A 26078-nucleotide genomic window follows, 5' to 3' on the forward strand; every position below is an offset into this window, starting at 1 on the left:
AGCTGGGCGCCGCCCCGGGGAGCCCCGGGGCGGCGCCCGGCGTCAGCGGAGGGCCCGCCGCCGGGTCTCCGACTTGTACCACTCGTTGGACTGCTTGCTGGCCAGCAGCACGATCCCGGCGACCACCAGCACCAGCTGGACGAGGCCGAGGAACGACAGGCCGACGCCCGCGCCCAGCAGGCCGAAGAGCACGCTGATCCCGCCCAGCACGAACAGCACGATGCGCGCCCAGTTGCGGCCCTGCCAGGCGAACCAGATCACCACCAGGAACGCGAGGATCAGCACCAGCGTGATCGCGATCGTCGTGTTGACGACCGCATCGACCTGCTCCGGGGTGAGCCCCGAGTCCTCGGCGGCCACGCGCCGGACCTCGTCGAGGTCGGAGAAGCTGATCAGCAGGCTGATCAGGTTGATCAGCGTGCTGGCCAGGAAGGCCCCGATGCCGAACCGGACGGTGCTGGGCCGGGGCTGCTGCTCGGCCGGGGCGCCGCTGTCCCAGCCACCGGGCGCGGCGGGGTAGCCGCCACCCTGGCCGTAGGGCCCGTACTGCCCGTACTGCGGCTGCTGCCCCTGCTGCCCCTGCCCGGGCGGCGGGCCCCAGCCGCCCTGCTGCCCCTGACCGGGGGCGCCCCAGCCACCCTGCTGGCCCTGTCCGGGCGCTCCCCAGCCACCGTGCTGCCCCTGCCCCGGGGAGCCCTGCCCCGGGGAGCCCTGGCCCTCCGGGCCCTGCCCGGGTGGCGGGCCCCAGCCACCCTGCTGCGGGTCCTGCGGTCCTGACGTCATGACGGCTCCTCGAACGACCGGTGTCGTGCTGTGGCGACTCTGTCGCTGTTGATCATCGGCCATCGAGACCGTGTCGGCACGCTCACACGCTCGGCGACGCGGCCCGACGTCAGCTGGGCACCGGGGCGACGGGTGGGTCCACCGGGTCCGCGGCGACCCACTCCCGGCTGTCGGGGTGCAGCAGGAGGAGCACCTGCACCACCGCGACGACGTGCCAGCCGGCAGCGAGGGGCCCCCGCTCCGGGGACAGCAGGCCGGTGAGCAGTGTGAGCAGGCCGGCCCCGAGCAGCACCCACCAGGCCCACCGCCGGTGCCGCTCGAACGCCCGGACCACGGCGCCCCACACGGTGGCCAGCACCGCCAGCCCCAGCGGCAGGAGCAACGCCACCGGCGAGAGGGTCACCGCCACGAGGACCAGCGACCACGCGGCGGAGAGCGCCAGCACCGCCCACTCGACGCGACCGATCCGGATCACCCAGCGCGCCGCCTGCAGGGTGCGCCCCGCTGTCGCCGTCTCCGTTCCCATGACCGTCCTCCCGGCCGCCGCGACGCCGGGTGCGCCGCAGGGCAGGACCGGACGGTAGGGCGGGCGGGCGACGCCGCGCAGCCGTCGTCCACAGGCTCGGCCCCCGTCCGGAGGCCCACGCCGGGCTCACGAGGAGTGCGGAGGACGCGGTCCCTCCTCAGCCGCGGGTGACCGACAGCCCGGCGTCGCCCTGGGCGACGTCGGCCGGCCAGTCGACGACGACCTCGTCGCCGTCGCGGATCTCCCCGGACAGCAGCGCCCGGGCCAGCTGGTCGCCGATCGCGGACTGCACCAGCCGGCGCAGCGGCCGGGCGCCGTAGACCGGGTCGAACCCGTTGAGCGCCAGCCACTCCCGCGCGGCGTCGGTGACCCGCAGGGTGAGTCGGCGGGCCGCCAGCCGGCGGGCGAGCACCCCGACCTGGATGTCGACGATGCCGGCCAGCTCCTCCGAGCCCAGCGCCCGGAACATCACCACGTCGTCGAGCCGGTTGAGGAACTCCGGCTTGAAGTGCGCCCGCACGACGTCCATCACGGCCCGGCGCCGCGCGTCCTCGGGCACCGACTGGTCGGCGATGACCTGCGACCCCAGGTTGGAGGTGAGGATCAGCAGGGTGTTGCGGAAGTCGACCGTGCGCCCCTGCCCGTCGGTCAGCCGGCCGTCGTCGAGCACCTGCAGCAGCACGTCGAAGACGTCGGCGTGGGCCTTCTCCACCTCGTCGAGCAGGACGACGGTGTACGGCCGGCGCCGGACGGCCTCGGTGAGCTGGCCACCGGCCTCGTACCCGACGTAGCCGGGCGGGGCGCCGACCAGGCGGGCCACCGAGTGCTTCTCGGAGTACTCGCTCATGTCGATGCGGACCATCGCCCGCTCGTCGTCGAAGAGGAACTCCGCCAGCGCCTTGGCCAGCTCGGTCTTGCCGACGCCGGTGGGGCCGAGGAACAGGAACGACCCGGTCGGCCGGTCCGGGTCGGCGACGCCGGAGCGCGAGCGGCGGACGGCGTCGGCGACGGCCCGGACGGCGTCGGGCTGGCCGACGACCCGCTGGGCCAGGTCCTCCTCCATCCGCAGCAGCTTCTGGGTCTCCCCCTCCAGCAGCCGACCGGCGGGGATGCCGGTCCAGGCCTGCACGACCTCGGCGATGTCGTCGGGGCCGACCTCCTCCTTGAGCATCGACTCCCGGGCGGCCACCGACGCCTCCGCGGCGGTCAGGTCGCGCTCCAGCTGGGGCATCCGGCCGTAGCGGAGCTCAGCGGCGCGGGCCAGGTCGCCGTCCCGCTCGGCCCGCTCGGCCTCCAGGCGGGCGGCCTCCAGCTCCTCCTTGGTGCGCTGGATCCGGTCGATGGCGGTCTTGTCCTGCTGCCACCGGGCGGTCAGCTCGTCCAGCTCCTGGCGCCGGTCGGCCAGCTCGGTGCGCAGCGCCGCCAGCCGGTCGATCGAGGAGGGGTCGTCCTCCTTGGCCAGCGCCATCTCCTCGATCTCCATCCGCCGCACCGCGCGCTCGACCTCGTCGACCTCCACCGGCCGGCTGTCGATCTCCATGCGCAGCCGGCTGGCGGCCTCGTCGACCAGGTCGATGGCCTTGTCCGGCAGGAAGCGGGCGGTGACGTAGCGATCGGAGAGCGTCGCGGCGGCGACGATCGCGGCGTCGGTGATCCGGACCCCGTGGTGCACCTCGTACCGCTCCTTGAGGCCGCGCAGGATGCCGATGGTGTCCGGGACGCTGGGCTCGCCGACGAGCACCTGCTGGAACCGGCGCTCCAGCGCCGCGTCCTTCTCGATGTGCTCGCGGTACTCGTCGAGCGTGGTGGCGCCGACCATCCGCAGCTCACCACGGGCGAGCATCGGCTTGATCATGTTCCCCGCGTCCATCGCCGAGTCCCCGGTCGCACCGGCGCCGACGATGGTGTGCAGCTCGTCGATGAAGGTGATCACCTGCCCCTCGGCCTCGGTGATCTCCTGCAGCACGGCCTTGAGCCGCTCCTCGAACTCGCCGCGGTACTTGGCGCCGGCCACCATCGCGCCCAGGTCCAGCGCCATCAGCCGCTTGCCCTTGAGGCTCTCCGGGACGTCGCCGGCGACGATCCGCTGCGCGAGCCCCTCGACGATGGCGGTCTTGCCGACGCCGGGCTCGCCGATCAGCACCGGGTTGTTCTTGGTGCGCCGGGACAGCACCTGCACCACGCGGCGGATCTCGGTGTCCCGGCCGATGACCGGGTCGATCCGCCCGTCGCGGGCCCGCTGGGTCAGGTCGACGGCGTACTTCTCCAGCGCCTGGAAGGTGCTCTCCGGGTCGGGGCTGGTCACCTTGCGGGTGCCCCGGACGGTGCGGAAGGCGGCCAGCAGCACGTCACGGGTGGCGCCGGCGCTGGTCAACACCGCGCCGGCCTCGCCCTCGGTGGTGGCCAGGCCGACCAGCAGGTGCTCGGTGGAGACGTACTCGTCGCCCAGGGCGCTGGCCTGCTCACCGGCGGCGTTGATCGCCCGGAGCAGCTCGCGGGACGGCGACGGCGCGGCCACCGTGGCGCCGCTGACGCTGGGCATGCGGCGCAGCGCGGCGTCGGCCTTCGCGCGGACGTCGGCGGGGTCGGCGCCGGCCGCCTGCAGCAGCGGGCCGGCGATGCCGTCGGTCTGCTCGAGCAGGGCGACCAGCAGGTGCAGCGGCTCCAGGGCGGCCTGGCCGCGGTCGACCGCCAGTCGCTGCGCGGCGGCGACCGCCTCCTGCGAACGGGTGGTGAGCTTGCTCTGCATGGTCGGGGGTCGGGTCCTTCCGTGTGGGGGCGTGCTCGCAGGGTCCAACGGACCAGGAGTTGAGTCTGTTCCACTCAACCCTCGGCGTCCAGTGGCGCTCCCCGACGCGGTCGGGACCTCCGCCTCTGTCGCCACTCCCACCCCGCGAGGAGCACCGAGATGAGTCACACAACTGTTTCCCGCCCGATGGCGCCCTACTCTGTGGGCATGACGGACACCCCGTCGCCGAGCGTGGCTCTCGACGACCAGCTCTGCTTCGCCCTGTACGCGGCCTCCCGTGCGGTCACCGCGCGCTACCGGCCCATGCTCGACGAACTGGGGGTCACCTATCCCCAGTACCTCGTCCTGATGCTGCTGTGGGAGGAGGACGGGCAGACCGTGGGCCAGCTCGGGTCCCGGCTCGCCCTGGACTCCGGCACCCTGTCGCCGCTGCTCAAGCGCCTCACCACGGCCGGCCTCGTCACCCGCCACCGGCGGGCCGACGACGAGCGCTCGGTGTCGGTGCGCCTGACCGAGCGGGGCCGCGCCCTGGAGGGACCGGCCTGCGCGATCTCCGCGGAGATGATCGACGCGCTGGCGCTGGACCAGCAGGAGTTCGACGCCCTGAAGGGCCAGCTGCGCACGATCACCGACCGGGTCACCGGTTCGCGGGCCGACGTCCCCGCCTGAGCGGAACGCCCTCAGCGGGCCCGGAACGGGCCTCCGGTGGCGGGAATCCCGGCCGCTGCGCACGGTTGTGCTCGGCAGGAACAGGTGACCGCAACCACCGCATCCGCGCGGTGGACACCGTCCACGCAAGGAGGCCCCGTGCCCACTCGCACCGCACGCACCGCCTGGAACGGCTCGCTCCAGGAGGGCTCCGGCCAGGTCGAGCTCAGCAGCTCGAAGGTCGGCACCTACGACGTCAGCTTCCCCAAGCGCGCCGCCGATGAGGCCGGGGGCACCACCAGCCCCGAGGAGCTCATCGCCGCGGCCCACTCCTCGTGCTTCGCGATGGCGCTGTCCAACGAGATCGGCAAGGCCGGCGGCACCACCGAGTCGCTCGAGGTGACCGCCGAAGTCACCCTCGGCCAGAAGGACGGCGCGTCGGCCATCACCGGCATCAAGCTGACCGTGCGCGGCGAGGTGGGCGGTCTCGACGCCGACGGCTTCCAGCAGGCTGCGCAGGCCGCCAAGGTCGGCTGCCCGGTGAGCAAGGCGCTGTCCGCGGTCGACATCAGCCTGGACGCCTCGCTCGTCTGAAGAAGGACCCCGTCCCCCTCACCCTTCGCAAGCTCAGGGTGAGCCTCTGGACGGGGCCGTTCCAGTACGTCACGAAGGCCCGCCTCCCGGCTCGGGAGGCGGGCCTTCGTCGTGTGCGGGTCAGCGGCGAGAGGTGCCCGTGCCGGCGTCGGCCAGCTGGTGGTCGACCTCGGCGGTCACGTCCCCGGTGGTCTCGGTGCGCAGCCGCTCGTCACCGGTGTCGGTGCGCAGCGCGACCTCCCGGATGGCCACGATCGCGACGATGGTGACCAGCGACAGGGCGGCGGCGATGAAGAAGATCCGCCCGGTGGCGTCGCCGTAGGAGACCGCGATCAGCTCGCGGATCGGCGCCGGCGCGTCGGCGAGGTCGGCCAGGCCGAGATCGCCGGACCCGGCGGATCCAGCGGCTCCGGGCACGCCGGCCAGACCCTGCTGGATCAGGTCGCCGACCCGGGTGGAGAGCACGGCACCCAGCACCGAGACGCCGATCGTGCCGCCCAGGCTCCGGAAGAAGGCGACCGCGGAGCTGGCCGCGCCCAGGTCGGTGGCCGCGACGGTGTTCTGCACCGCGAGCACCAGGTTCTGCATGGTCATCCCGATGCCGATGCCGAGCACGGCCAGGAAGACGCCGAGCAGGACCATGTTCGTCGCGTGGTCGATCGTCGACAGCAGCCCGAAGCCGACGGCGACCAGCAGCGACCCGGCCACCAGGAACCGCTTCCACCGGCCGTACCGGGTGATCAGGATGCCCGAGACGGTGGAGGAGACCAGCAGGCCGCCGACCATCGGGATGGTGAGCAGCCCGGCCGCCGTGGGCGAGTAGCCGCGGGAGATCTGCAGGTACTGGCCGAGGAAGACCGTCGAGCCGAACATCGCCACACCGATCGCGACGCTGGCGATGATGGCCAGGGTCGTGGTGCGGTCACGGAACAGCCGCAGCGGCACGATCGGCTCGGTGGCGCGCAGCTCGGTGACGACGAAGGCGACGATCGCCAGGACGCCGCCGGTGAGGAACAGCGCGGTCTCCACCGACGCCCAGGCGAAGGTGTCCCCGGCGAGGGTGACCCAGATCAGCAGCGCGGAGACGCCGGCGGTGAGGAGGCCGGCCCCCAGGTAGTCGATGGAGACGTCGCGCTTGGTCACCGGCAGGTGCAGGGTGCGCTGGAGCAGCACCAGGGCGGCCACGGCGAACGGGACGCCGACGTAGAAGCACCACCGCCAGCCCAGCCAGCTGGTGTCCACCAGGAGACCGCCGATCAGCGGTCCGCCGACGGTGGCCACCGCCATGACGCCGCCCAGCAGGCCGGAGTACCGGCCGCGCTCGCGCGGGCTGATCATCGCCGCCATCGCGATCTGCACCAGCGCCTGCAGGCCACCGAGGCCCAGGCCCTGGAGCACCCGCCAGCCGATCAACGTGGGCACCGACTGCGCCAGCCCGGCCAGCATCGAGCCGACGATGAAGACCACGATCGCGATCTGGATCAGCAGCTTCTTGCTGAACAGGTCGGCGAGCTTGCCCCAGATCGGGGTGGACGCCGTGGAGGCGAGCAGGGTGGCGGTGACCACCCACGTGTACTGGCTCTGCGAGCCGCGCAGCTCGGTGATGATCGTCGGCAGGGCGTTGGAGACGACGGTCGAGGACAGGAAGGCGACGAACATCGCCAGCAACATCCCCGACAGCGCGGACAGCACCTGCCGGTGGGTCATCCGGCCCTGCTGCTGGACCGGTGCCTCGGCGGCGGGGACGGGACCGGCCTCGGGCCGGGTCGGGGCGGGGGTGCTCATGCGCGGGTCTCCTGAGGGTGCTGCGGTCGTGCGGGAGGGAGGGCCGGGGCCGCTGGAGCGGCACCGGGGTGGATCGCTGCGGACGGGCGACCGGCCCGGTCCAGGCCGTCGGCGAGCTTCTCCAGCGAGCGCGTGAACTCGCGGGCCTCGTCCTCGGTCCAGTCGTCGAGGGCGCTGAGCGCCCACTGGCTGCGGACGTCGCGGGTGCGTGCGAGCGCGGCGGCCCCGGCGTCGCTGAGGCTGATCAGGCTCGCCCGGCCGTCCTGCGGGTCGGGGCGGCGCTGGACGTACCCGGCGCGCTCCAGCGCGGCGACCTGCCGACTGGCGACCGAGACGTCGACACCGGCGTACCCGGCGAGCGCGCTGCAGCGCTGGGGCCCGTGCTCCTCGAGCGGGGCGAGCACCGCCCAGCCGAAGGACGGCAGGTCGCCGTAGAGGTCCGCGGCCACTCGGTGGCCGAGCTGGCGCGTGGTGCGGAGCAGCCGGGCCAGCCCGGCGGTCATCCGCTGGGAGGTGTCCCGGGTGATGTGCACGTCCCCGCCCCCTCGTCGCCGCGCTCACCGTCCTGTGCAGACAGCAAACATCTTGCGCCGGTTGGTTGGAGCATGCAACCTCTTGGGGTGTGAAACCCCTCTCCCGGGGAGGGAGACAGCCTGAGACCCCGGACGGCTCAGCCGTCCGGGGTCTCAGGCGTTCACGGCCTCAGCTGTTCGTGACCTCGGCCTCGCGGGCCTCGCCGATGCGGTTGAGCCGCCCCAGCAGCTCTGCCAGCGTGGCGACGTCGGCGGTGTCCCAGTCGGACAGGTCGGCCTCCCACCGGGCCCGGCGGGCGTCGCGCAGCTCGCTGAGCCGGCGGTGGCCCTCCGCGGAGGTCGACAGCACCTGGGCCCGGCCGTCGTCGGGGTCGGCGGTCCGGTCGACCAGCCCTAGGTCGACCAGCGAGGCCACCTGACGGCTGACCGTGCTCTTGTCCAGCCCGAGCTTGGCGACGACGTCGCTGGCGCGCAGCGGGCCGGCGTCGTCGAGCAGCACGAGCAGCCCGTAGGCCGCGCCGTCCAGCTCGTGGTGGAGCTGACTCCCCAGCCGCCCCTGGATGGCCCGCGCGCGCCGGAGCAGCAGGGCGATCTCACGCTCCAGGTGCACGTACGCCTGGCGGCTGTCCAACTCGCTGTCCACGGTCACATCGTGTCCCACGTTCGGAACCGGCTCAACGTTCCCCGGGGGATGCCACCGCGCGGCGCGCTCAGGCGTGGCCGCCGGGCCGCCAGATGACCAGCGCGGAGCCGGCCGTACGCGGCACCAGGTCCCGCCGGTACGTGGCCGCGACCGCGGACTCCGCGGCGATCCGCCGGGACTCGGCGACCTGCAGCTCCTCCAGCAGCTCGCCGACCCGGGTCTGCAGCGCCTCGACCTGGGACTCCAGCTCGATGATCCGCTTGATCCCGGCCAGGTTGACGCCGTCCTCCTGGCTGAGCCGCTGCACCTCGCGCAGCAGCGCGACGTCCCGTGGGCTGTACCGGCGCCCGCCGCCGGCCGTGCGCCCCGGGCTGACCAGGCCGAGCCGGTCGTACTGGCGCAGCGTCTGCGCGTGCATGCCGGCCAGCTCGGCGGCCACCGAGATGACGAAGACGGGTGCGTCCTCGGCGAAGGCCGGGCCCGGGCCGGTCACCGGGTGCTCCCGTGGCGCAGCGCGGCGGTGACCTCCGGACGGGGGTCGTCGGGCAGCTCGGCGGCGAGCTTCTCGATCGCCTCGCGGGCGCCGGGCGTCAGCCGCTGGGGCACCGCCACCTCGACGGTCACCAGCAGGTCGCCCGCGGTGCCCCTGCCCGGCACGCCGCGGCCGCGGACCCGGAAGGTCCGGCCGCTGGCGGTGCCGGCGGGCACCTTGAGCGAGACCGAGCCGTCCAGCGTGGGCACGGTGAGGGTGGTCCCGAGCGCGGCCTCGGCGAAGGAGACCGGCACCGTGAGCGTGAGGTCGTCGCCGCTGCGGCCGAACAGGTCGTGCCCGCTGACGTGCACGACGACGAACAGGTCACCGGCCGGACCGCCCCGCCGGCCGGGCGCGCCCTTGCCCGCCAGCCGGATGCGCTGCCCGTCCTTGACCCCGGCGGGGATCCGGACGGTGATCGTGCGGGTCTGGTTGGTGACCCCACTGCCGGAGCAGGTCGGGCACGGGTCGTCGACCACCGAGCCGGTGCCGCGGCACTCCCGGCAGGGCTCGGAGAAGGCGAACGCGCCCTGGCTGCGGCTGGTGACGCCCGCGCCGTTGCACACCGGGCAGGTGTGCGGGCTGGTGCCGGGCTTGGCGCCGCTGCCGGAGCAGGTCGGGCAGGTCCCCGGGCTCTGCATGCGCAGGGGCACCGTGACCCCCAGCACCGCCTCGTCGAACGCGAGCGTCGCCTCGGTCTCGACGTCCTGGCCGCGGGCCGGACCGGAGGCCGCCTGCTGCCGGCTCCTGGTGCTGCTTCCGGGGGCGCCGCCGGTGAACAGCCCACCGAAGAGGTCGCCCAACCCGCCGGCGCGGCCACCCGGACCGGGAGCGCCCGCGCCACCGAACAGGTCCCCGAGGTCGAAGGGCTGCCCCGCGCCACCGGCGCCACCCGGGAACCCGCCGGGGAAGCCCGCGCCACCGCCGCCGGCGCCGGGCCGGAAGCCGCCGGAGCCGAACAGCCGCCGGGCGTCGTCGTACTCGGCCCGCCGCTTGGGGTCCGACAGCACGTCGTAGGCCTCGGAGACCTCCTTGAAGCGGGCCTCGGTCTGGGCGTTGCCGGGGTTCTTGTCCGGGTGCAGCTCCCGGGCCAACTGGCGGTACGCCTTCTTGATCGCCGCCGCGTCGGCGTCCTTGGGGACGCCCAGGGCCGCGTAGTAGTCCTTCTCGATGAAGTCCCGGGTGCTGCTCATCGGGCGCCTCCTCTCTGCTGTGCTGCGGTCGGGCCGGCCCGGCGCCCGGGTCGTGGGCGCCGGACCGGCAGCGGGTGTGGGATCAGCGGTCGGCCGGGTCCGCGCCCGGCTGCCCGACGGCGTCGGGCTCCCCGGCTGCGGCCGTGTCCTCGCGCACCGGGGCCTCAGCCACCGGGGCCTCGGCCACCGGGGCCGGCGACTCCGGCTCGGTCACGCCGACCATCGCAGTGCGCAGCACGCGGTCGCCGCGGCGGAAGCCCGGGCGCAGCACCGTGGTGGCGGTCGGCTCGCTCACCTCCGGCGAGGTGTCGTGCAGCACGGCCTCGTGCAGCGCCGGGTCGAACGGGTCGCCGGGCTTGCCGAAGGACTCCACGCCCAGGCCGTCGAGCAGCCCCAGCACTCGGTCGGCGACGACCTTGAACGCCCCGGTCAGGTCGCCGTGGTCCCGTGCCCGCTCGATGTCGTCGACGATCGGGAACAGCTGACCGGCGAACCGCTCGGCCGCCTGGTCGACCACCAGGACCCGGTCCCGGTCCACGCGGCGCCGGTAGTTGGCGTACTCCGCGGTGACCCGCTGCAGGTCCTCGGTCCGCTCGGCCAGCTGGCGGGCGGTGTCCCCGCCCGGGTCCCCGCCCAGGTCACCGGCCGGGACGTCGGTGTGCTCGGCGACCGGGGCCGCCCCCTCGTTCTGCTCGCTCATCTGCTCTCCCTGGGCGGCCGCGGAGCCGGCCGGCTGCTCGCCGGCCGGCTCGCGGACCGCGCCGCTGGTCGGGTCGATGCGCCGCCGGTCACGGATGACGACCCGCGGCGCCTGCTCGTCCTGCTGGCTCATGGCTCCCTCCCGTGCCCGCCGGCCCGGTTCCCCGGGCCGGCGGGCCGGCACGCAGCCGGTGCGGTCACCGCTTGTCGGTGTCCTCGTCCACGATCTCGGCGTCGACGACGTCGTCGTCCGCGGCCGTTGCACCCGAGGCACCGGCGTCACCGGTCGCACCGGCGAAGCCCGCGTCGGCGTCACCGGCCGGCGCGCCGTCGGCCTGCGCCTGGGCGTAGAGCGCGCCACCGACCTCCTGGGAGACCCGGGCGACCTTCTCCTGGGCGGTCTTGATCGCCGCGACGTCCGAGCCGCCGAGGGCGGAGCGGAGCTCGGTCAGCGCCTCACCCAGCTCCTCCTTCTTGTCGGCCGGGATCTTGTCGCCGTTCTCGGCCAGGAACTTCTCGGTCTGGTACTGCAGCGACTCGGCCAGGTTGCGGGTCTCGGCCTCGTCGCGGCGGCGCTTGTCCTCCTCGGCGTGGGCCTCGGCGTCGCGCATCATCCGCTCGATGTCGTCCTTGGGCAGGGCCGACCCGCCGGTGATCGTCATCGACTGCTCCTTGCCCGTGCCCAGGTCCTTGGCGGACACGTGCACGATGCCGTTCGCGTCGATGTCGAAGGCCACCTCGATCTGCGGGACACCGCGGGGTGCCGGCGGCAGACCGGTCAGCTCGAACATGCCGAGCTTCTTGTTGTAGGCGGCCATCTCGCGCTCGCCCTGGAAGACCTGGATCTGCACGGACGGCTGGTTGTCGTCGGCCGTCGTGAAGATCTCGCTGCGCTTGGTCGGGATCGTGGTGTTGCGCTCGATGAGCTTGGTCATGATCCCGCCCTTGGTCTCGATGCCCAGGGACAGCGGGGTGACGTCGAGCAGCAGGACGTCCTTGACCTCACCGCGGAGGACACCGGCCTGCAGGGCAGCGCCGACGGCGACGACCTCGTCGGGGTTGACGCCCTTGTTGGGCTCCTTGCCGCCGGTCAGCTCACGGACGAGCTCGGTCACGGCCGGCATCCGGGTCGAGCCACCGACGAGGACGACGTGGTCGATGTCGGAGACGGAGACGCCGGCGTCCCGGATGGCCTGGTTGAACGGGGCCTTGGTGCGGTCGAGCAGGTCCTGCGTCAGCCGCTGGAACTCCGCCCGGGTGATCGTGACGTCCAGGTGCAGCGGGCCCTCGGCCCCGGCGGTGATGTAGGGCAGGTTCACGTTCGTCGACTGCGCGCCGGACAGCTCGATCTTGGCCTTCTCCGCGGCCTCGCGGAGCCGCTGCATGGCCAGCTTGTCCTTGGCCAGGTCGATGCCGGACTGCGCGTTGAAGGTCTGCACCAGGTGCTTGACGATCCGCTCGTCCCAGTCGTCACCACCGAGCTTGTTGTCACCGGCGGTGGACTTGACCTCGATGACGCCGTCGCCGATCTCCAGCAGCGAGACGTCGAAGGTGCCACCACCGAGGTCGAAGACCAGGATCGTCTGCTCGGTCTCGCCCTTGTCCAGGCCGTAGGCCAGCGCGGCCGCGGTGGGCTCGTTGACGATGCGCAGCACGTTGAGGCCGGCGATCTCCCCGGCCTCCTTGGTGGCCTGGCGCTGGGCGTCCTCGAAGTACGCCGGGACGGTGATGACCGCCTCGGTGACCGGCTCGCCCAGGTAGGTCTCGGCATCGCGCTTCAGCTTCTGCAGCACCCGCGCGCTGATCTCCTGCGGGGTGTACTGCTTGCCGTCGATGTCGCCGGTCTTCCAGTTGGTGCCGATCTCGCGCTTGACGCTGCGGATCGTGCGGTCGACGTTGGTGACCGCCTGGTTCTTGGCCGACTGCCCGACCAGGACCTCGCCGTTCTTGGCGAACGCGACGACCGACGGGGTGGTGCGGGAGCCCTCGGAGTTCGCGATGACGGTGGGCTCGCCGCCCTCGAGGACCGAGACGACGGAGTTGGTGGTGCCCAGGTCGATACCGACCGCTCGTGCCATGGGGGCTTCTCCTCTGTGCTGGTGGGTGGTGCAGGTCCGGAGAGAGCCGAGGGACCGGCGACGCCGGGTCGCCCACTGCCGGGCACGCCTTGCGCCTGGTCCGCTCAACTTTCCTGCCCACCGTAACGGCAGGCCCCGCCGCCGTGTTCCCGGGGGGGCGGAGCCTGCCGTCGCGCGCGCCTCGGCCGCCCCGTGTCACGGACGATCATCCGGGGATCAGGTGACCTGATCGTGCGTGCTCCTGGCTCACCACCGGGTGTGAGCCAGGAGCGACGACGGTGAGCCCGGACGGCGTGGATGCCGTACGCGGTCAGGCCCGGGCGCGACGGCCGGCCGATGCCCGCACGACACGGAAACGCCGCTCCCCGGGCACCCGGGTCGCGAGCAGCAAGCGGAGTCGCTCGGCGACCGGAGGCCACCCGGCACCGAGGTCGGCCTGGGCGATGCGCACGAACCGGACACCGAGGTCGCGCACGGCGTCCTCACGGCGCTTCTCCTCCCACAGCACCTGCGCCGGCGTCCGGCCACGGCGCGGGTCCTCGTACTTCACCCGACCGTCGAACTCGATCGCCACTGCAGCGTCCTCGTACCAGGCGTCGACGCGGGCCACGAAGCCCCGCGGCCCGCGCAGCTCGACCTGCAGCTCCGGCGCGGGGAGGCCGCTGCCCAGCAACGCCAGCCGGCCACGTGTCTCCAGTGGCGACTCCGCGCGGCCGTCAGCGAGCCCCGCGGCGCGCGCGGCCCCACTGATCCCGTACCAGTGGGTGGCGTCCAGCACCGCCGCCCGCAGCTCTGCCGCGGTGACGACGTCGGCGTGCAGGGCGGCGTCCATCGCCACGACGGCGTCCTCCAGAGCCCACTCGCGGGCGCAGTCCACCAGCGTCCGGGCGGGTCCGGTCAGCCGGAAGGGTCCCTCCGTACGGAGGTGGTGGGCCGGCAGCCGGGCGCGCATGACCGCATACCCCCGCCCCCGACGCCACTGTTCCTCGTCGGTGAGCTGCACGAGGGGCGGCAGACCGGCCGGGACGACCAACGACGCGAGGCGCGCGGCCGAGGCGTGGCTCACCGCCGGCCGACCACCCAGGCACAGCAGGACGGCGGCGCAGTCGAGCCGGTGCCGGGCGGCGTCGCCCCACCGTTGGGCGTCCTGGAGGACTGCCCGCTCCACGTACACGCCGCGGCGGAGGCGGTCCCACTCCCCGCGACGCAGGGCGGACTGGACGTCGATCGGGTCGAGGCCGGCACGGCGGATGTCAGCGGCGGTGAACGCGCCCCACTGGCGACCGGCGGCGTCACGGAGGACCGGGTGCATGGCCGAGAGCCTGGCAACGAACCGCCGGTTCGTGGCCTCCACCGCCGTCCGACTGTGGACAACCACCGTCCTGGCTCACCGCGCGTGCTCCTGGCTCACCGCGGAGGGTGAGCCAGGAGCACGCATGATCAGGTCACCTGATCCCGGGCCGACACCGGGGTGGGTCAGTCGGCGGCGGGGGTCTCCGGCGCCGACGACGCCGGGAACTCCGGCAGCGGCACCTCGGGGCGCTGGACGGTGGCATCGCAGGTGCCCAGCGGCACCGGCACCCCGTAGAGGTCGGTGCCGGAGCCGTCCAGGACGTACTGCTGGGGGAACACGTTCGGCACCGGCACCCCGTCGGCGGCCAGCGGCTGGCGCAGCTCCCGGGTGCAGCCGTCGGCCCACCACTCCTGGAAGCCGACCTCCAGCGGGCGGCCGTCCTGGTCGTAGAGCAGCACGCCCTCCAGCGGGGTGCCGTCCGCGGCGTAGGGCAGGACGTCGGTCACCGGGCCGTACCGGGACACCAGCGGGTACTGCCCGACGGCCTGGTCGGTCACCGGGGTCGGGTAGCCGTACTCGGCGGCGTACCCGTAGTCGACCGAGTCCGCCGGCGAGGCGTCCACCACCGCGAAGAACGCGACCAGGGCGAGCAGGGCACCGCCGGCCAGCACGGGCACCCGCAGCCGGGGCGACAGCTCGCGGCGGCCGAGCCAGACCGACCCGGCGACCGCGGCCGGGACGAGCAGGACGCCGAGCGCCTCACTGCCCAGCGGGGCCGGGAAGGGGAAGTCCCAGTCGCCGGAGAGGGCGGCGGGCACCGCGATCAGCAGGTAGCCCCGCAGCACCCACCAGGCCGGCCGCAGTTCCCGCTGCAGCCGGTGCACCTCCCGACCCAGCGGGTGCGCCTGCGCGCGGGCCACCCAGCGGCGCAGCTCGGCCGTCCGGTCCCGCGACGGGCGCGCACCGTCGCGCGGCGGCAGCCCGGCGGCGGCGCGCAGCTCGGCCGCGTAGGCGACCGGTGAACCCAGCCGGACGTCGATCGGCCGGTCGTCGTCCTCCTCGGCCAGCGACGCCAGGTGGGTCTCCAGGTCCTCGAGCAGGTCGCCGCGCTCCTCGGCGGGCAGGTCGCTGAGCTCGCACTCCACCGCCACCAGGTAGTTCTGCACCTGCCGGGCGAGATCGGGCGCCGTCGGCGCGGTCACGCGGCCGCCATCCGGCCCAGCACGCCGTCGACGGCGTCGACGAACGTCCCCCACGTCTTGGTCGAGTCCTCGAGCACCGAGCGCCCCCTGTCGTTGATCGCGTAGTACTTCCGGTGCGGCCCCTCGTCGCTGGGGACGACGTAGGAGGTCAGCGCGCCGGCCTGGTACAGCCGGCGGAGCGTGCCGTAGACCGAGGCGTCACCGACGTCCTCCAGGCCGGCGTTGCGCAGCCGGCGGACCACGTCGTAGCCGTAGCCGTCGGCGTCGCGGACGACCGCGAGCACCGCGACGTCCAGCACGCCCTTGAGCAGCTGACTGGCGTCCACGCGCCACCTCCCCCACCGCCCCAGTGACGGCACGGGGCTAGTGCACCATGCGGAGTAGTGCGCGGAGAAGAGCAACACGCGTACGGATCGTCGCGACGCGGCCCCCTGGGGTCACCGGTTACCGGCCGGTAGCGTGACCTCGCCCGGTCAACGTCGGTCCCGGGTGGGCGGCGACGCCCGCACGCGCGCACGAGAGGGAGCCCATGGGCCCGCTGCAGATCGTCCTCGGCACGCTCGCCGTGCTCCTGCTCGTCGTCTCGGTGGTCTATGCCACCAAGGCGGTCCGCGCGATGCTCGCGATCTTCCGCACCGGCCAGCCCGATCCGCACCGCACCGGCCCGGTCGGCCCGCGGCTGAAGACGCTGGCGATCGAGTCGCTGGGCCACACCCGGATGCTGAAGTGGTCGGCGATCGGAGCCGCCCACTGGTTCGTCTTCGTCGGTTTCTACGGCCTGTTCCTCACCCTGGTGGAGGCCTTCGGCGAGGTCTGGAACCCGGCGTGGCACCTGCCGCTGATCGGCGAGTGGGCCCTGTGGAACCTCTTCGTCGACCTGATCGGCGCCGCCACGGTGCTCGGCATCCTCTACCTGATCATCCGGCGCCAGCTCGACCACCCGCGCCGCAAGGGCCGGCAGAGCCGGTTCGCCGGGTCGAACGAGGGCCGCGGCTACTTCGTCGAGGCCGTCGTCCTGGTCATCGGCGTCTGCATCCTGCTGATCCGGGCGATCAAGGTCGCCGCCGGCCTCACCGACGCCCCGGCCTGGTCGCACCCGGTCTCCGGCGCGCTGGCGAACCTGGTCCCCGCCAACCCGGACCTGCTCTCGATCGTCGCCTTCGTCAAGATCGTCGTCAGCCTGGTCTGGCTGATCACCATCTCCCGGGTGCTCAACATGGGCGTGGCCTGGCACCGGTTCAGCGCCTTCTTCAACATCTACCTCAAGCGCGAGGCCGACGGCTCCCAGGCGCTCGGCCCGCTGCCGGCGATGACCAGCGGCGGCAAGCCGATCGACTTCGAGGACCCCGGCGAGGACGACGTCTTCGGCCGCGGCAAGATCGAGGACTTCACCTGGAAGGGGATGCTCGACTTCACCACCTGCACCGAGTGCGGGCGGTGCCAGAGCCAGTGCCCGGCGTGGAACACCGGCAAGCCGCTGTCTCCCAAGATGGTGATCATGGACCTGCGGGACCACCTCTACGCCAAGGCCCCGTACCTGACCGGCGCGACGAAGGCGTCGGACAACGCCCCCGACTTCGCCGACTACTCCACGCTCCAGGCCAGTGACGAGCAGGTCTGGGCCTCCGGGTACGCCCGCATCGAGGGCACCAACGACGCGCAGGCGCACCGCCCGCTGGTCGGCACGCTGGAGGAGGGCGGGGTCATCGACCCCGACGTCCTGTGGAGCTGCACCAGCTGCGGCGCCTGCGTCGAGCAGTGCCCGGTGGACATCGAGCACGTCGACCACATCATGGACATGCGCCGCTACCAGACGCTGATCGAGTCGAGCTTCCCCTCCGAGGCCGGCGTGATGATGCGCAACCTGGAGAACCGCGGGAACCCGTGGGGCGTGGGCGGCAACGTCCGCGAGGACTGGATGAAGGACCTGGACTTCGAGGTCCGGCAGGTCGACGGCGCGATCCCCGACGACGTCGAGTACCTGTTCTGGGTCGGCTGCGCCGGCGCCATCGACGACCGGGCCAAGAAGGTCACCAGGGCCGTCGCCGAGCTGCTGCACATCGCCGGCGTGGAGTTCGCCGTCCTCGGCAACGGGGAGACCTGCTCGGGCGACCCGGCCCGCCGGATGGGCAACGAGTTCCTCTTCCAGCAACTGGCCGCCGAGAACGTCGAGACGCTCGACACCGTCTTCGAGGGCCGCGAGCCGGGCCGGCGGAAGATCGTCGCCACCTGCCCGCACTGCTTCAACTCGATCGGCCGGGAGTACCCGCAGCTGGGCGGCGACTACGACGTCGTCCACCACACCCAGCTGCTCGGCCAGCTGGTCGAGGACGGCCGGCTCACCCCGGTCACCCCGGTCGACCGCAAGGTCACCTACCACGACCCGTGCTTCCTGGGCCGGCACAACAAGGTCTACACGCCGCCGCGCGAGGTGCTCGGCGCCGTGCAGGGGCTGTCCACCCAGGAGATGCACCGCTGCAAGGACCGCGGCTTCTGCTGCGGCGCCGGCGGCGCGCGGATGTGGATGGAGGAGAAGATCGGCAAGCGGATCAACGTCGAGCGCACCGAGGAGGCGCTGGACCTGGACCCGGACGTCATCTCCACCGCCTGCCCGTTCTGCATCACCATGCTGAGCGACGCGGTGACCAGCAAGAAGCAGGCCGGCCAGGCCAAGGAGCACGTCGAGGTGCTCGACGTCAGCCAGATCCTGCTGCGCTCGATGGCACCGGCCGGCGCACCCGGCACCGGCTCGGGGCCGGAGGTCGGCACCGAGCCCGACGACCCGGCCGGCACCGGTTCGCCGGCCACCCGGAACTAGAAGGACCCCGGTGCCCCTCACCACTCGCAGGCCCGCGGCGGGCCCCTGCACCGGCGCCGCTCCAGCCCGTCACCAGGGACACTGACGGGGTGAGCTTCATCTTCGGGGGCGTCCGCGGGCACGAGGACCCCGAGCTGGCCGCGGGCAACCGCCGCAGCCGGCTGCACTACGCGCGCGACGTCAACGACGAGCGCACCCTGGCCGACGACCGGCCGCCGGTGCGCCGCAACCGGGGCTGGGTCTGGCTGGCCGTGACGGCGGTGGTGCTCGCGGTGCTGGGCCTGGCGGGCACCGGCGGGGCCGAGGACGTTCCACTCCCCGCCGACTGCGACACCCCGGCCATCGGGGTGGCCAGCAGCGTCGTCGCCCCCGGCGCGGTGCTGCGCTACCGGCTCACCGGCCCGGACGGCGCGTGGTACGTGGCGACGCTGGACGGCGCTCCGGTCCAGGGGGACGCCGGCAGCACGGTCAGCTACACCCAGACCGGCGCCGGGCCGGCGCTGGAACTGCGCCAGTGCCTGAGCCCGACGCTGGCGATCGCCGCCCCGGCCGGGGAGGGCCCGCACGAGCTGGCGTTGCTCCGGGTGGGCGCCGACGGCACCGCCGAGCAGGTCGCGTCGGTGCTGGTCACCGTCTCCCGGTAGGCCCCCCTCCCGGCCGTCCGGGCCCAGGAGGATGATCCGGGCACGTGACCCGCTCCACCCCCGACACCGCGGCCGCGCCCGCCGGTCCCGCCTCCTCCGGCGCCGTCCTGGTCGGCACCGCGATCGTGCTGACCGGCTTCAACCTGCGCACCGCGGTCAACAGCGTCGGCCCGGTGCTGGAGGAGATCGAGCGCGGCCTGGGCATCTCCTCCGGACTGGCCGGGCTGATCACGAGCATGCCCCTGATCTGCTTCGCGCTGATCGGCTTCGCCGGGCCGCCGCTCGCCGCCCGCTACCGGGACGGGCACGTGCTGGCCGCGGCCCTGCTGGTGATGACCCTGGGGCTGCTGGCCCGGGTCGCCACCGACAGCGTGTGGGTCTTCCTCGCCGGCACGGTGGCCACGATGGTCGGCGGGGCGCTGGGCAACGTGCTGCTGCCGGGCCTGGTCAAGCGCTGGTTCCCCGGGCGCACCGGGCTGCTGGTCGGCGCCTACAGCACGGCCCTGGCGGTCGGCGGCGCCGTCGCCAGCGTCACGGCGGCCCCGATCGCCGCGGCAGCCGGCGCCGACGGGTGGCGCTGGGCGTTGGGCATCTGGGCGGTGTTCGCCCTGGTCGCCGCGCTGCCCTGGCTCTTCGTGCCGGTGCGGCCGGGGGCGTCGCGGAGCACGCACACCGCCATCCGGATCCGGACACTCACCCGCAGCCCGCTGGCCTGGACGATGGCCGCCTTCTTCGGCCTGCAGTCGATGCAGGCCTACGTGATCGTCGGGTGGACCGCCCAGTACCTGCGCGACCAGGGGATGGCCGCCGCGGCTGCGGGGTCGCTGGTCGGGCTGAACGCGCTCATCGTCATCCCGCTCAACGCCGTCGTCCCGCTCGTGGCGGTGCGCCAGCAGCTGCAGCGGCCGATGCTGCTGGTCTTCGTCGCCTGCTACCTGGCCGGCTGGACCGGCCTGCTGCTTGCCCCGCTCACCCTCTCGTGGCTGTGGGTCTCGCTGCTGGGCCTGGGGATGGGCTCCTTCGCCATGGTGCTGGCGCTCTTCGGCCTGCGGGGGCGGACCCCGGAGTCGGTCGCGGCGCTGTCGACCGTGGCGCAGGGCTGGGGCTATGCACTGGCCGGCGTCGGCCCGCTGCTGGTCGGGCTGCTGCGCGGGATCACCGGCGGGTACACCGGCATGTTCGTGCTGGTCTACACCGGCGTCGTGCTGCTCGGCGTCACCGGGTGGGCGATCTGCCGGGAGCGGTACGTCGACGACGAGCTGCCCGGCCCGACGCCGCGCAGCACGCTGCCCGTGGCGGCGGTGGAGGTGGCCGGCGCCGAGGCGCCGATCGCCGTCCCCCCGGCCGACCGCACCGAACGCTAGGGCTCAGACCGACAGCTGCAGGGCGCGCAGCAGCTCGACCGACCGGTCCCGGCGGATCTGCGGGGACCGCGTGAGCAGCGCGACGGCGACGACGTACTCGTCCTCGCCGGCCCAGCCACGACCCTCCGCGGTGAGCCGCGCGACGTGCTCGCGGACCTTCGGCTCGCGGCTGTAGGCGCCGAACTCCAGGCCCATCGCCAGGAAGTTGGCCACCCGGAACCCGTGTTCCCGGGCCACGGCCAGCGTGCCGGCCGGGTCGGAGTAGCTGGGCAGGGCGACCAGCACGTGGTCGAAGCCCGCCTTGAGCAGCCGCAGCGCGAGGTCGTTGCCGTACCAGCCGCCCCAGAGCTCGGGCATGAGCAGCTCGCCGTCGGGGGCGGGGAGGTAGGGCGGGTTGGCGATCACCGTGCTCACCCGCTCACCGCCGGCGGAGTCGGCCCAGGCGAAGAAGTCGCCGTGCTCGACGGTGTAGCGGTCGCTGACGCCGAGCTCGGCGATGGTCCGCCGGGCCCGGGTCACCGAGGTCTCGCTGATGTCGGTGCCGTGCACCCGCAGGCCCGGCACGGCGCGGACGACGTGCGCGATCGCCCGGGCGTCGCCGCTGCCCAGCTCGGCCACGCCCTCCTGCTCCCAGGGCATCACGGAGGCGTACTGGGTCAGCAGCAGCTGGACCCCGAAGGCGTAGTGCGCCGACTCCTCGGCGCAGTCGAAGAAGCCGTCCGCCACGGAGTCGCCGGTGGCGGCGGGCAGCAGAACGGCGGTGTCCCGGGGGTCCATGGCGGCGTCCCTACCCAGCACGGCGGCCCGTCACCCGGCCATGCACGACTGTTCGCCCACCCGTCGCGCGGCGCCGGGTCGGGCGGCGGTCACGCGAGGGGCGTGGCGGCGTCGGGGCGCCGGGTCTCCGCCCGGCTGAAGTTGCGGAAGGACCGGGACGGCGTGGGGCCGCGCTGGTCCTGGTAGCGGGAGCCGTAGACCGACGAGCCGTAGGGGTGCTCGGCCGCCGAGGTCAGCTGGAACAGGCACAGCTGACCGATCTTCATCCCCGGCCACAGCGTGATCGGCAGGTTCGCCACGTTGGAGAGCTCGAGGGTGATGTGCCCGGAGAAGCCCGGGTCCACGAAGCCGGCGGTGGAGTGGGTGAGCAGGCCCAGCCGGCCCAGCGAGGACTTGCCCTCCAGCCGGGCGGCCAGGTCATCGGGGATGCTCACCACCTCCAGCGTCGAGCCGAGCACGAACTCCCCGGGGTGCAGCACGAACGGGTCGTCACCGGTGGGCTCGACCAGCGTGGTCAGGTCGTCCTGCTGCTGGGCCGGGTCGATGTGGGTGTACCGGGCGTTGTTGAAGACCCGGAAGAACCGGTCCAGCCGGACGTCGATGCTGGAGGGCTGCACCATCGCGTCCTCGTAGGGCTCGATGCCGAGCCGGCCGTCGGCCAGCGCGGCCCGGATGTCGCGGTCGGACAGCAGCATGCCGCGGAGTCTAGGGACCCGGCGATGGACGGGACCTCGGTCCCTGCTCCGAGCGACGCGGGCCGGGGAGCTCGGCAAGGGGTCGGAGACGACCGGCTTCCTCGGCGTGATGCGCGGCTGACCGGGGGGCTGACGCCTCGCCGGGAGTGCTTGGTAGGCTCTCCGGCGCAGGGGCTGACGCCTCTCCGCGGGTGTAGTTCAATGGTAGAACATCAGCTTCCCAAGCTGACAGTGCGAGTTCGATTCTCGTCACCCGCTCTCCTCATCCTCCCGGGCTGCGCCTCCCGGGCCGGTCCGCTTGGCTGAGCGGGTGATCTCCTCCGACGTCCAGCTGCGCACCCTGCCGACGGCGGACCTCTCCCCCGCCGAGCTGCACGACCTCCGCCGCTTCCTCGACACCGCGTTCGACTCCTTCAGCGACGAGGACTGGGGCCACGCGCTGGGCGGGGTGCACGTGCTGGCCACGGTCGACGGCGAGCTCGCCGGTCACACCGCCGTCGTCGGCCGCCAGCTGATCGCCGCGGGCACGACCCTGCGCACCGGCTACGTCGAGGCGGTCGCCACCGCGGCGGCGGTCCGCCGCCGGGGCGTGGGCACCGCGCTGATGGCCGAGGCCGAGCGGCTGGTCACCGGCGGGTTCGAGCTGGGCGCGCTGTCGGCCAGCACCGCCGGCGCCGCGCTGTACACCGCCCGCGGCTGGCTGCGGTGGACCGGGCCGACCGCCGCGCTCACCCCCGACGGCCTCCAGGAGACCTCCGGCGAGGACGTGTTCGTGCTGTCCACGCCGGCGACGCCGGCCGACCTGGACCCGGCCGGCCGGCTGATCTGCGACTGGCGGCGCGGCGACCTCTGGTGAGTCAGGCGGGCAGCAGCAGCGTGGCGTAGAGGGTCAGCCCGGGCCCGAACGCCATCGCGACCACCGGGCCGTCGACGTCGCCCAGCTCCTCGAGCACCAGCAGCACGGTGGCCGACGAGCAGTTGCCGTGCTCGGCGAGCACCCGCCGGGACGCGCTCATCTGCTCCTCGGCGAGCCCGAGCTGGTCGCGGACGACGTCGAGGATCCGCGGCCCGCCGGGGTGCACCGCCCAGCCGGCGACGTCCTCCACCCGCAGCCCCGCGCCGGTCAGCAGCTCGTCGACGACGCCGGCGACGTGCCGGGAGAGCACGTCGGGGACCCGCGGGGAGAGCCCCATCCGGAAGCCGAGGTCGGTGACGTCCCAGGTCATGTGGTCGGCGGTGGCGTAGTCGGTGCGGGCCACCGTGGCCGCGACCCGGCGGCCACGCCGGGCACCGGGCTCCACGACCACCGCCGCGGCGGCGTCGCTGAACAGCGAGTGGTTGACCACCTGCTCCAGCTCGGGGACGGCCGGCTGGACGTGCAGGCTGGTCAGCTCCAGGCACAGCAGCACCGCGGGCTTCGACCGGGCGGTCACGTAGTCGCCCACCGCGCCCAGCCCCGGGATGGCCGCATAGCAGCCCATGTGCCCGACCAGCAGCCGCTGCAGGTCGGCCGGCATGCCGAGGTCGTTGGCCAGCCGGATGTCCAGCCCCGGGGTGACGTAGCCGGTGCAGGAGGCGACGGCGAACAGCCCGACGTCGCCGGGTGCCAGCCCGGCGGCGTCCAGCGCACCGGCCACCGCCTGCTTGCCCAGCGGCATCGCCTCGGCGACGTAGCGGAGCATCCGGGTCTCCGTGCCCGCCGCGGAGAGGTCCTCGTCGCCGGGGTAGACGACCGCGTGCCGGGTGCGCACGCCGGCGGCCATGAACACCCGCTCGGCGGCCCGCAGCCCGGCGTACCGGGGGGCGAAGTAGTCGCGCCAGACGGAGGACTGCTCGTAGCTGGCCGGCAGCGCCCGCCCGGCGCCGGTGACGACCGCGCTCACGGCCGGGGACGGCTTCCGTCGGACCTGCTCATGACCCGACCGTACGTCCGGGCACCGGCCCCCGCCCGCCGCGCTTGACCCCGTAGCCGGCGAACAGCACCGCGGTGGAGCGCATCGGCCGCATCCGGACGACGTCCCGCCGGCCGCGGCGCCAGGCCAGCACGTCGCGCACCGACGGGCGCAACCCGACCAGCCGCAGGTCCAGCCCGGCCGCCTCGGCGGCCGCGCACAGCCGCTCCCGGTCGACGAAGAGCGCGGGGTCGTGGATGCCCGGTGGCGGCCCGCCGGGCACCCGCTCCCCGATCCGCACCGCGACCAGATCGGCCAGCCGGGTGCGGGCGAGCGCGTCGATGACCAGCGTTCCGCCGGGGCGCAGCAGCCGGGCGCACTCGGCGATCACCGCGGCGTCGTCCTCGACGTGCTCGAGGATCTCCCCCGCGGTCACCACGTCGGCGCACCCGTCGGCCAGCGGCACCGCCAGCACCGAGCCGCGCACCGGGACGACGCCGTGGTCGCGGGCGATGCGCAGCCCGGCCAGGCCCAGGTCGACGCCGACGTGCCGGTAGCCGAGCCGGGCCACGTGCGGCGCCATCAGCCCGCCCCCGCAGGCGAGGTCGACCAGCAGCGCCCCGGGCCGGGCCGCGGGCGGGACGTGCTCGGCGCGGGCGGCGGCCAACCAGTGCAGCATCGCGAACCCGCCGGCCGGCTCCCACCACTGGTCGGCGAGCTCGTCGTACTGGGCCGGGTCGTTGCGCTCCAGCGGGCTCACTCCTTCAGCGGGTCGTGGCCCCAGTTCATCAGGCTGTACCGCCACCTCGACGTCTCGACGTCCTCCTTCTCCGGCCGCTGCGCCAGGTGCCGCTGTACGTAGCCGTGCACCTTCCGCATGTGCGCGAGGTCCTCGTCGGTCAGATCGGCCTTCTTCGTGTGCAGCAGCGCGACGATCCGCCGGCCGGACTCGTGCCCGGTCGACTCACCCGAGCCGCCGTCCTGCTGGCCCACCGACTGCGACTGCCCGGTCGCCAGCCAGCGCTCGAGCTCACCCGCGGTCATGTTCACCGCCTCGCCGAACTCGCGGCGGATCGTGTCGGCGTCCTCGACCTGGCGCTGGGCCACGGCACCTCCCGGGTGTTGATCGACTCCGCCTGAGGTACCGCCGGGAGGTGGCAGAGAAACCGACCGACGCCGAGCGGGCGGACGCCGAGCGGACGGCCCAGGCGCGCGGCGAGAGCCCCGACAAGGTGCTGGACCGCAACGTGAACGAGGTCCTGCAGGAGATCCGCGTAACCATCACCGCGGTCCAGGTGCTCTTCGCCTTCCTGCTGACCCTGCCGTTCCAGTCCCGCTTCACCGACCTGGGCACCTTCGGGACGACGGTCTACTCGGTGACGATGATCAGCACCGCCCTGTCCACCGTGGTCCTGGTCGCGCCGGTCTCCTTCCACCGGATGCTCTTCCGGCGGCGGCAGAAGTCGGCGATCGTCGCGTTCGCCGACCGGGCGCTGGTGGGCGGGCTGACCCTCCTCCTGGTCGGCATCGGCAGCGCGGTGCTGCTGGTGCTGGACGTGGTGCTCGGCCGGGGGCCGGCCATCGCGGTGTGCGCGGTGATCGGCGCCCTCGGGCTGGTGACCTGGTACCTCCTGCCGCTGCGCCAGCGGCGGTCCCCCGACCGGGACTCCTAGGCTGCTCCCGTGGCGATCACCGGGAGGCCCGCGTGTCCGTGACCGTCGTCGGCAGCCTGAACGAGGACCTCGTGGTGACCGTCGACCGGCTCCCCGGGCGTGGCGAGACCGTCGTCGGCTCGGCGGTGGCACTGCTGCCCGGGGGCAAGGGCGCCAACCAGGCCGCCGCGGCCGGGCGGCTGGGGCGCGGCGTGCACATGGTCGGGCGGGTGGGCGACGACCCCGCCGCCGGCCGCCAGCTCGCCGCGCTGGCCGACGCCGGGGTGAACGTCGGGCGGGTGCGGCGCACGCCCGGCACCCCGACCGGGTCGGCGACGATCCCGGTGGAGGCCCGCGGCGGGGAGAACCTGATCGTCGTCGTACCCGGGGCCAACGCCGCGCTCACCCCGGCCGACGTCGACGTCGAGTCGGTGCACCGCGCCGGCGTGCTGCTGCTCCAGCTGGAGACCCCGCCGGAGACGGTGCAGGCCGCCGCGGCGGCCACCCGCGGCACGGTCGTGCTCAACCCGGCACCACCCCGGCCGCTGAGCCCCGAACTGCTCGCCGACGTCGACGTGCTGGTGCCCAACGAGCCGGAGCTGCGGGCGCTGGCCGGCGCCCCGGGCGGGGACGACTCCCCGGCCGCCCTGGCCGCGCTGGCCCGGCGGGTGGCCACCGGCGACGTCGTGGTGACCCTCGGCGAGCGGGGTGCGCTGGTGGTGCCGACCGGGGGGCCGGTGCTGCTGCAGGCGCCGCCACCGGTGGACGCCGTGGACACCACCGGCGCCGGCGACTGCTTCTGCGGTGCGCTGAGCAGCGCGCTGGACCGGGGCGCCGGCCTGGCCGAGGCGGTCCGGTACGCGGTCACCGCCGCAGCGCTGTCGACCACCGGCGCCGGCGCCCGGGGGGCGCTGCCGGACGACGACGCCGTCCAGGCGCTGCTGCCCCGCACGCCCCCGGCCGGGCCGGTCGCCTGA

At 74.0% G+C, this 26078-nt stretch carries 26 protein-coding genes and 1 tRNA gene; 9 read left to right on the top strand and 18 right to left on the bottom strand.

Annotation, left to right across the window (positions count from 1 at the left end; translation table 11 throughout):
- Positions 1 to 42: 42 nt before the first annotated feature.
- The 3 genes from ACI795_RS08345 to clpB form a co-directional block, all read right to left on the bottom strand.
- A complete protein-coding gene (locus tag ACI795_RS08345) occupies positions 43 to 783 on the bottom strand; it encodes a hypothetical protein (protein ID WP_457075011.1) in 741 nt (246 codons plus the stop codon).
- 109 nt (positions 784 to 892) lie between these two features.
- Complete coding sequence (locus ACI795_RS08350) at positions 893 to 1309, bottom strand: hypothetical protein (RefSeq protein WP_457075012.1); 417 nt, start codon at positions 1307 to 1309, stop codon at positions 893 to 895.
- Between the two features lie 157 nt (positions 1310 to 1466).
- Entirely contained in the window at positions 1467 to 4058 is a 2592-nt protein-coding gene (gene clpB, locus ACI795_RS08355; RefSeq protein WP_457075013.1) for an ATP-dependent chaperone ClpB, read from the bottom strand.
- 207 nt (positions 4059 to 4265) lie between these two features.
- Here clpB and ACI795_RS08360 point away from each other — a divergent pair, with 207 nt between their 5' ends.
- On the top strand, positions 4266 to 4727 hold the full coding sequence (locus ACI795_RS08360) for a MarR family winged helix-turn-helix transcriptional regulator (protein ID WP_457075014.1): 462 nt from the start codon (positions 4266 to 4268) through the stop codon (positions 4725 to 4727).
- A 138-nt stretch (positions 4728 to 4865) separates the two neighbouring features.
- Positions 4866 to 5300: an OsmC family protein gene (locus tag ACI795_RS08365; protein WP_457075015.1), complete on the top strand. Its 435-nt coding sequence runs from the start codon at positions 4866 to 4868 to the stop codon at positions 5298 to 5300.
- 120 nt (positions 5301 to 5420) lie between these two features.
- Here ACI795_RS08365 and ACI795_RS08370 read toward each other — a convergent pair whose 3' ends face one another.
- The 10 genes from ACI795_RS08370 to ACI795_RS08415 all read right to left on the bottom strand — a co-directional run bounded on the left by ACI795_RS08370 (position 5421) and on the right by ACI795_RS08415 (position 15585).
- On the bottom strand, positions 5421 to 7085 hold the full coding sequence (locus ACI795_RS08370; RefSeq protein WP_457075016.1) for an MDR family MFS transporter: 1665 nt from the start codon (positions 7083 to 7085) through the stop codon (positions 5421 to 5423).
- Positions 7082 to 7618, bottom strand: a complete 537-nt coding sequence (locus ACI795_RS08375) for a MarR family winged helix-turn-helix transcriptional regulator (protein WP_457075017.1) — start codon at positions 7616 to 7618, stop codon at positions 7082 to 7084. The genes ACI795_RS08370 and ACI795_RS08375 overlap by 4 nt, the downstream gene beginning before the upstream one ends.
- Before the next feature lie 169 nt (positions 7619 to 7787).
- On the bottom strand, positions 7788 to 8261 hold the full coding sequence (locus ACI795_RS08380) for a MarR family winged helix-turn-helix transcriptional regulator (RefSeq protein ID WP_457075018.1): 474 nt from the start codon (positions 8259 to 8261) through the stop codon (positions 7788 to 7790).
- 67 nt (positions 8262 to 8328) lie between these two features.
- Positions 8329 to 8754: a heat shock protein transcriptional repressor HspR gene (locus tag ACI795_RS08385; RefSeq protein ID WP_457075019.1), complete on the bottom strand. Its 426-nt coding sequence runs from the start codon at positions 8752 to 8754 to the stop codon at positions 8329 to 8331.
- Positions 8751 to 9986 carry a molecular chaperone DnaJ gene (gene dnaJ, locus ACI795_RS08390; protein WP_457075020.1) on the bottom strand — a complete coding sequence of 412 codons (1236 nt, stop codon included), beginning with the start codon at positions 9984 to 9986 and terminating at the stop codon, positions 8751 to 8753. The genes ACI795_RS08385 and dnaJ overlap by 4 nt, the downstream gene beginning before the upstream one ends.
- Before the next feature lie 82 nt (positions 9987 to 10068).
- On the bottom strand, positions 10069 to 10818 hold the full coding sequence (gene grpE / locus ACI795_RS08395; protein ID WP_457075021.1) for a nucleotide exchange factor GrpE: 750 nt from the start codon (positions 10816 to 10818) through the stop codon (positions 10069 to 10071).
- Positions 10819 to 10882: 64 nt separating this feature from the next.
- Positions 10883 to 12763 carry a molecular chaperone DnaK gene (gene dnaK / locus ACI795_RS08400; RefSeq protein WP_457075022.1) on the bottom strand — a complete coding sequence of 627 codons (1881 nt, stop codon included), beginning with the start codon at positions 12761 to 12763 and terminating at the stop codon, positions 10883 to 10885.
- A 310-nt stretch (positions 12764 to 13073) separates the two neighbouring features.
- The gene (locus ACI795_RS08405; protein ID WP_457075023.1) at positions 13074 to 14075 is read right to left on the bottom strand and encodes a type IV toxin-antitoxin system AbiEi family antitoxin domain-containing protein; all 1002 of its coding nucleotides are present in this window, start codon (positions 14073 to 14075) and stop codon (positions 13074 to 13076) included.
- Positions 14076 to 14239: 164 nt separating this feature from the next.
- Positions 14240 to 15259, bottom strand: a complete 1020-nt coding sequence (locus ACI795_RS08410) for an HAAS signaling domain-containing protein (RefSeq protein WP_457075024.1) — start codon at positions 15257 to 15259, stop codon at positions 14240 to 14242.
- Positions 15256 to 15585, bottom strand: coding sequence for a PadR family transcriptional regulator (locus ACI795_RS08415; protein WP_457075025.1), 330 nt, complete (start codon positions 15583 to 15585; stop codon positions 15256 to 15258). The genes ACI795_RS08410 and ACI795_RS08415 overlap by 4 nt, the downstream gene beginning before the upstream one ends.
- A gap of 203 nt (positions 15586 to 15788) precedes the next feature.
- Here ACI795_RS08415 and ACI795_RS08420 point away from each other — a divergent pair, with 203 nt between their 5' ends.
- The 3 genes from ACI795_RS08420 (at position 15789) to ACI795_RS08430 (ending at position 20085) form a co-directional block, all read left to right on the top strand.
- Positions 15789 to 18077 carry a (Fe-S)-binding protein gene (locus ACI795_RS08420; protein WP_457075026.1) on the top strand — a complete coding sequence of 763 codons (2289 nt, stop codon included), beginning with the start codon at positions 15789 to 15791 and terminating at the stop codon, positions 18075 to 18077.
- Positions 18078 to 18166: 89 nt separating this feature from the next.
- Positions 18167 to 18721, top strand: a complete 555-nt coding sequence (locus tag ACI795_RS08425) for a hypothetical protein (RefSeq protein WP_457075027.1) — start codon at positions 18167 to 18169, stop codon at positions 18719 to 18721.
- A gap of 44 nt (positions 18722 to 18765) precedes the next feature.
- Complete coding sequence (locus tag ACI795_RS08430) at positions 18766 to 20085, top strand: MFS transporter (protein WP_457075028.1); 1320 nt, start codon at positions 18766 to 18768, stop codon at positions 20083 to 20085.
- 3 nt (positions 20086 to 20088) lie between these two features.
- Here the strand turns inward: ACI795_RS08430 and ACI795_RS08435 are convergent, their stop codons facing one another.
- The gene (locus tag ACI795_RS08435) at positions 20089 to 20862 is read right to left on the bottom strand and encodes a methyltransferase domain-containing protein (RefSeq protein WP_457075029.1); all 774 of its coding nucleotides are present in this window, start codon (positions 20860 to 20862) and stop codon (positions 20089 to 20091) included.
- 89 nt (positions 20863 to 20951) lie between these two features.
- Positions 20952 to 21557: a dCTP deaminase gene (gene dcd, locus ACI795_RS08440; protein WP_457075030.1), complete on the bottom strand. Its 606-nt coding sequence runs from the start codon at positions 21555 to 21557 to the stop codon at positions 20952 to 20954.
- A gap of 187 nt (positions 21558 to 21744) precedes the next feature.
- Between dcd and ACI795_RS08445 the strand changes: the two genes are divergently transcribed.
- Positions 21745 to 21815 (top strand) — tRNA-Gly (locus tag ACI795_RS08445).
- Between the two features lie 52 nt (positions 21816 to 21867).
- Complete coding sequence (locus tag ACI795_RS08450; RefSeq protein ID WP_457075031.1) at positions 21868 to 22413, top strand: GNAT family N-acetyltransferase; 546 nt, start codon at positions 21868 to 21870, stop codon at positions 22411 to 22413.
- Position 22414: 1 nt separating this feature from the next.
- Here the strand turns inward: ACI795_RS08450 and ACI795_RS08455 are convergent, their stop codons facing one another.
- Genes ACI795_RS08455 through ACI795_RS08465 form a run of 3 tightly spaced genes read right to left on the bottom strand, consistent with a single transcriptional unit; the run spans position 22415 to position 24556 of the window.
- Entirely contained in the window at positions 22415 to 23440 is a 1026-nt protein-coding gene (locus ACI795_RS08455) for a type III polyketide synthase (protein WP_457075032.1), read from the bottom strand.
- 28 nt (positions 23441 to 23468) lie between these two features.
- The gene (locus tag ACI795_RS08460; RefSeq protein WP_457075033.1) at positions 23469 to 24209 is read right to left on the bottom strand and encodes a methyltransferase domain-containing protein; all 741 of its coding nucleotides are present in this window, start codon (positions 24207 to 24209) and stop codon (positions 23469 to 23471) included.
- Positions 24206 to 24556 carry a DUF3140 domain-containing protein gene (locus ACI795_RS08465; protein ID WP_457075034.1) on the bottom strand — a complete coding sequence of 117 codons (351 nt, stop codon included), beginning with the start codon at positions 24554 to 24556 and terminating at the stop codon, positions 24206 to 24208. Before ACI795_RS08465 ends, ACI795_RS08460 begins: the two co-directional genes overlap by 4 nt.
- A 47-nt stretch (positions 24557 to 24603) precedes the next feature.
- Here ACI795_RS08465 and ACI795_RS08470 point away from each other — a divergent pair, with 47 nt between their 5' ends.
- Entirely contained in the window at positions 24604 to 25122 is a 519-nt protein-coding gene (locus ACI795_RS08470) for a DUF6328 family protein (protein WP_457075035.1), read from the top strand.
- Between the two features lie 32 nt (positions 25123 to 25154).
- Positions 25155 to 26078 carry a ribokinase gene (locus tag ACI795_RS08475; RefSeq protein WP_457075036.1) on the top strand — a complete coding sequence of 308 codons (924 nt, stop codon included), beginning with the start codon at positions 25155 to 25157 and terminating at the stop codon, positions 26076 to 26078.

The organism is Modestobacter sp. SYSU DS0290 (assembly GCF_054050955.1).

What these genes read in the sequence shown, in the direction of transcription:
- dcd (WP_457075030.1), bottom strand. Translation starts at nt 21,557, where the DNA reads ATGCTGCTGTCCGACCGCGACATCCGGGCCGCGCTGGCCGACGGCCGG.
- ACI795_RS08350 (WP_457075012.1), bottom strand. Translation starts at nt 1,309, where the DNA reads ATGGGAACGGAGACGGCGACAGCGGGGCGCACCCTGCAGGCGGCGCGC.
- ACI795_RS08370 (WP_457075016.1), bottom strand. Translation starts at nt 7,085, where the DNA reads ATGAGCACCCCCGCCCCGACCCGGCCCGAGGCCGGTCCCGTCCCCGCC.
- clpB (WP_457075013.1), bottom strand. Translation starts at nt 4,058, where the DNA reads ATGCAGAGCAAGCTCACCACCCGTTCGCAGGAGGCGGTCGCCGCCGCG.
- ACI795_RS08360 (WP_457075014.1), top strand. Translation starts at nt 4,266, where the DNA reads ATGACGGACACCCCGTCGCCGAGCGTGGCTCTCGACGACCAGCTCTGC.
- ACI795_RS08420 (WP_457075026.1), top strand. Translation starts at nt 15,789, where the DNA reads ATGGGCCCGCTGCAGATCGTCCTCGGCACGCTCGCCGTGCTCCTGCTC.
- ACI795_RS08345 (WP_457075011.1), bottom strand. Translation starts at nt 783, where the DNA reads ATGACGTCAGGACCGCAGGACCCGCAGCAGGGTGGCTGGGGCCCGCCA.
- ACI795_RS08435 (WP_457075029.1), bottom strand. Translation starts at nt 20,862, where the DNA reads ATGGACCCCCGGGACACCGCCGTTCTGCTGCCCGCCGCCACCGGCGAC.
- grpE (WP_457075021.1), bottom strand. Translation starts at nt 10,818, where the DNA reads ATGAGCCAGCAGGACGAGCAGGCGCCGCGGGTCGTCATCCGTGACCGG.
- dnaJ (WP_457075020.1), bottom strand. Translation starts at nt 9,986, where the DNA reads ATGAGCAGCACCCGGGACTTCATCGAGAAGGACTACTACGCGGCCCTG.
- dnaK (WP_457075022.1), bottom strand. Translation starts at nt 12,763, where the DNA reads ATGGCACGAGCGGTCGGTATCGACCTGGGCACCACCAACTCCGTCGTC.
- ACI795_RS08405 (WP_457075023.1), bottom strand. Translation starts at nt 14,075, where the DNA reads ATGCACCCGGTCCTCCGTGACGCCGCCGGTCGCCAGTGGGGCGCGTTC.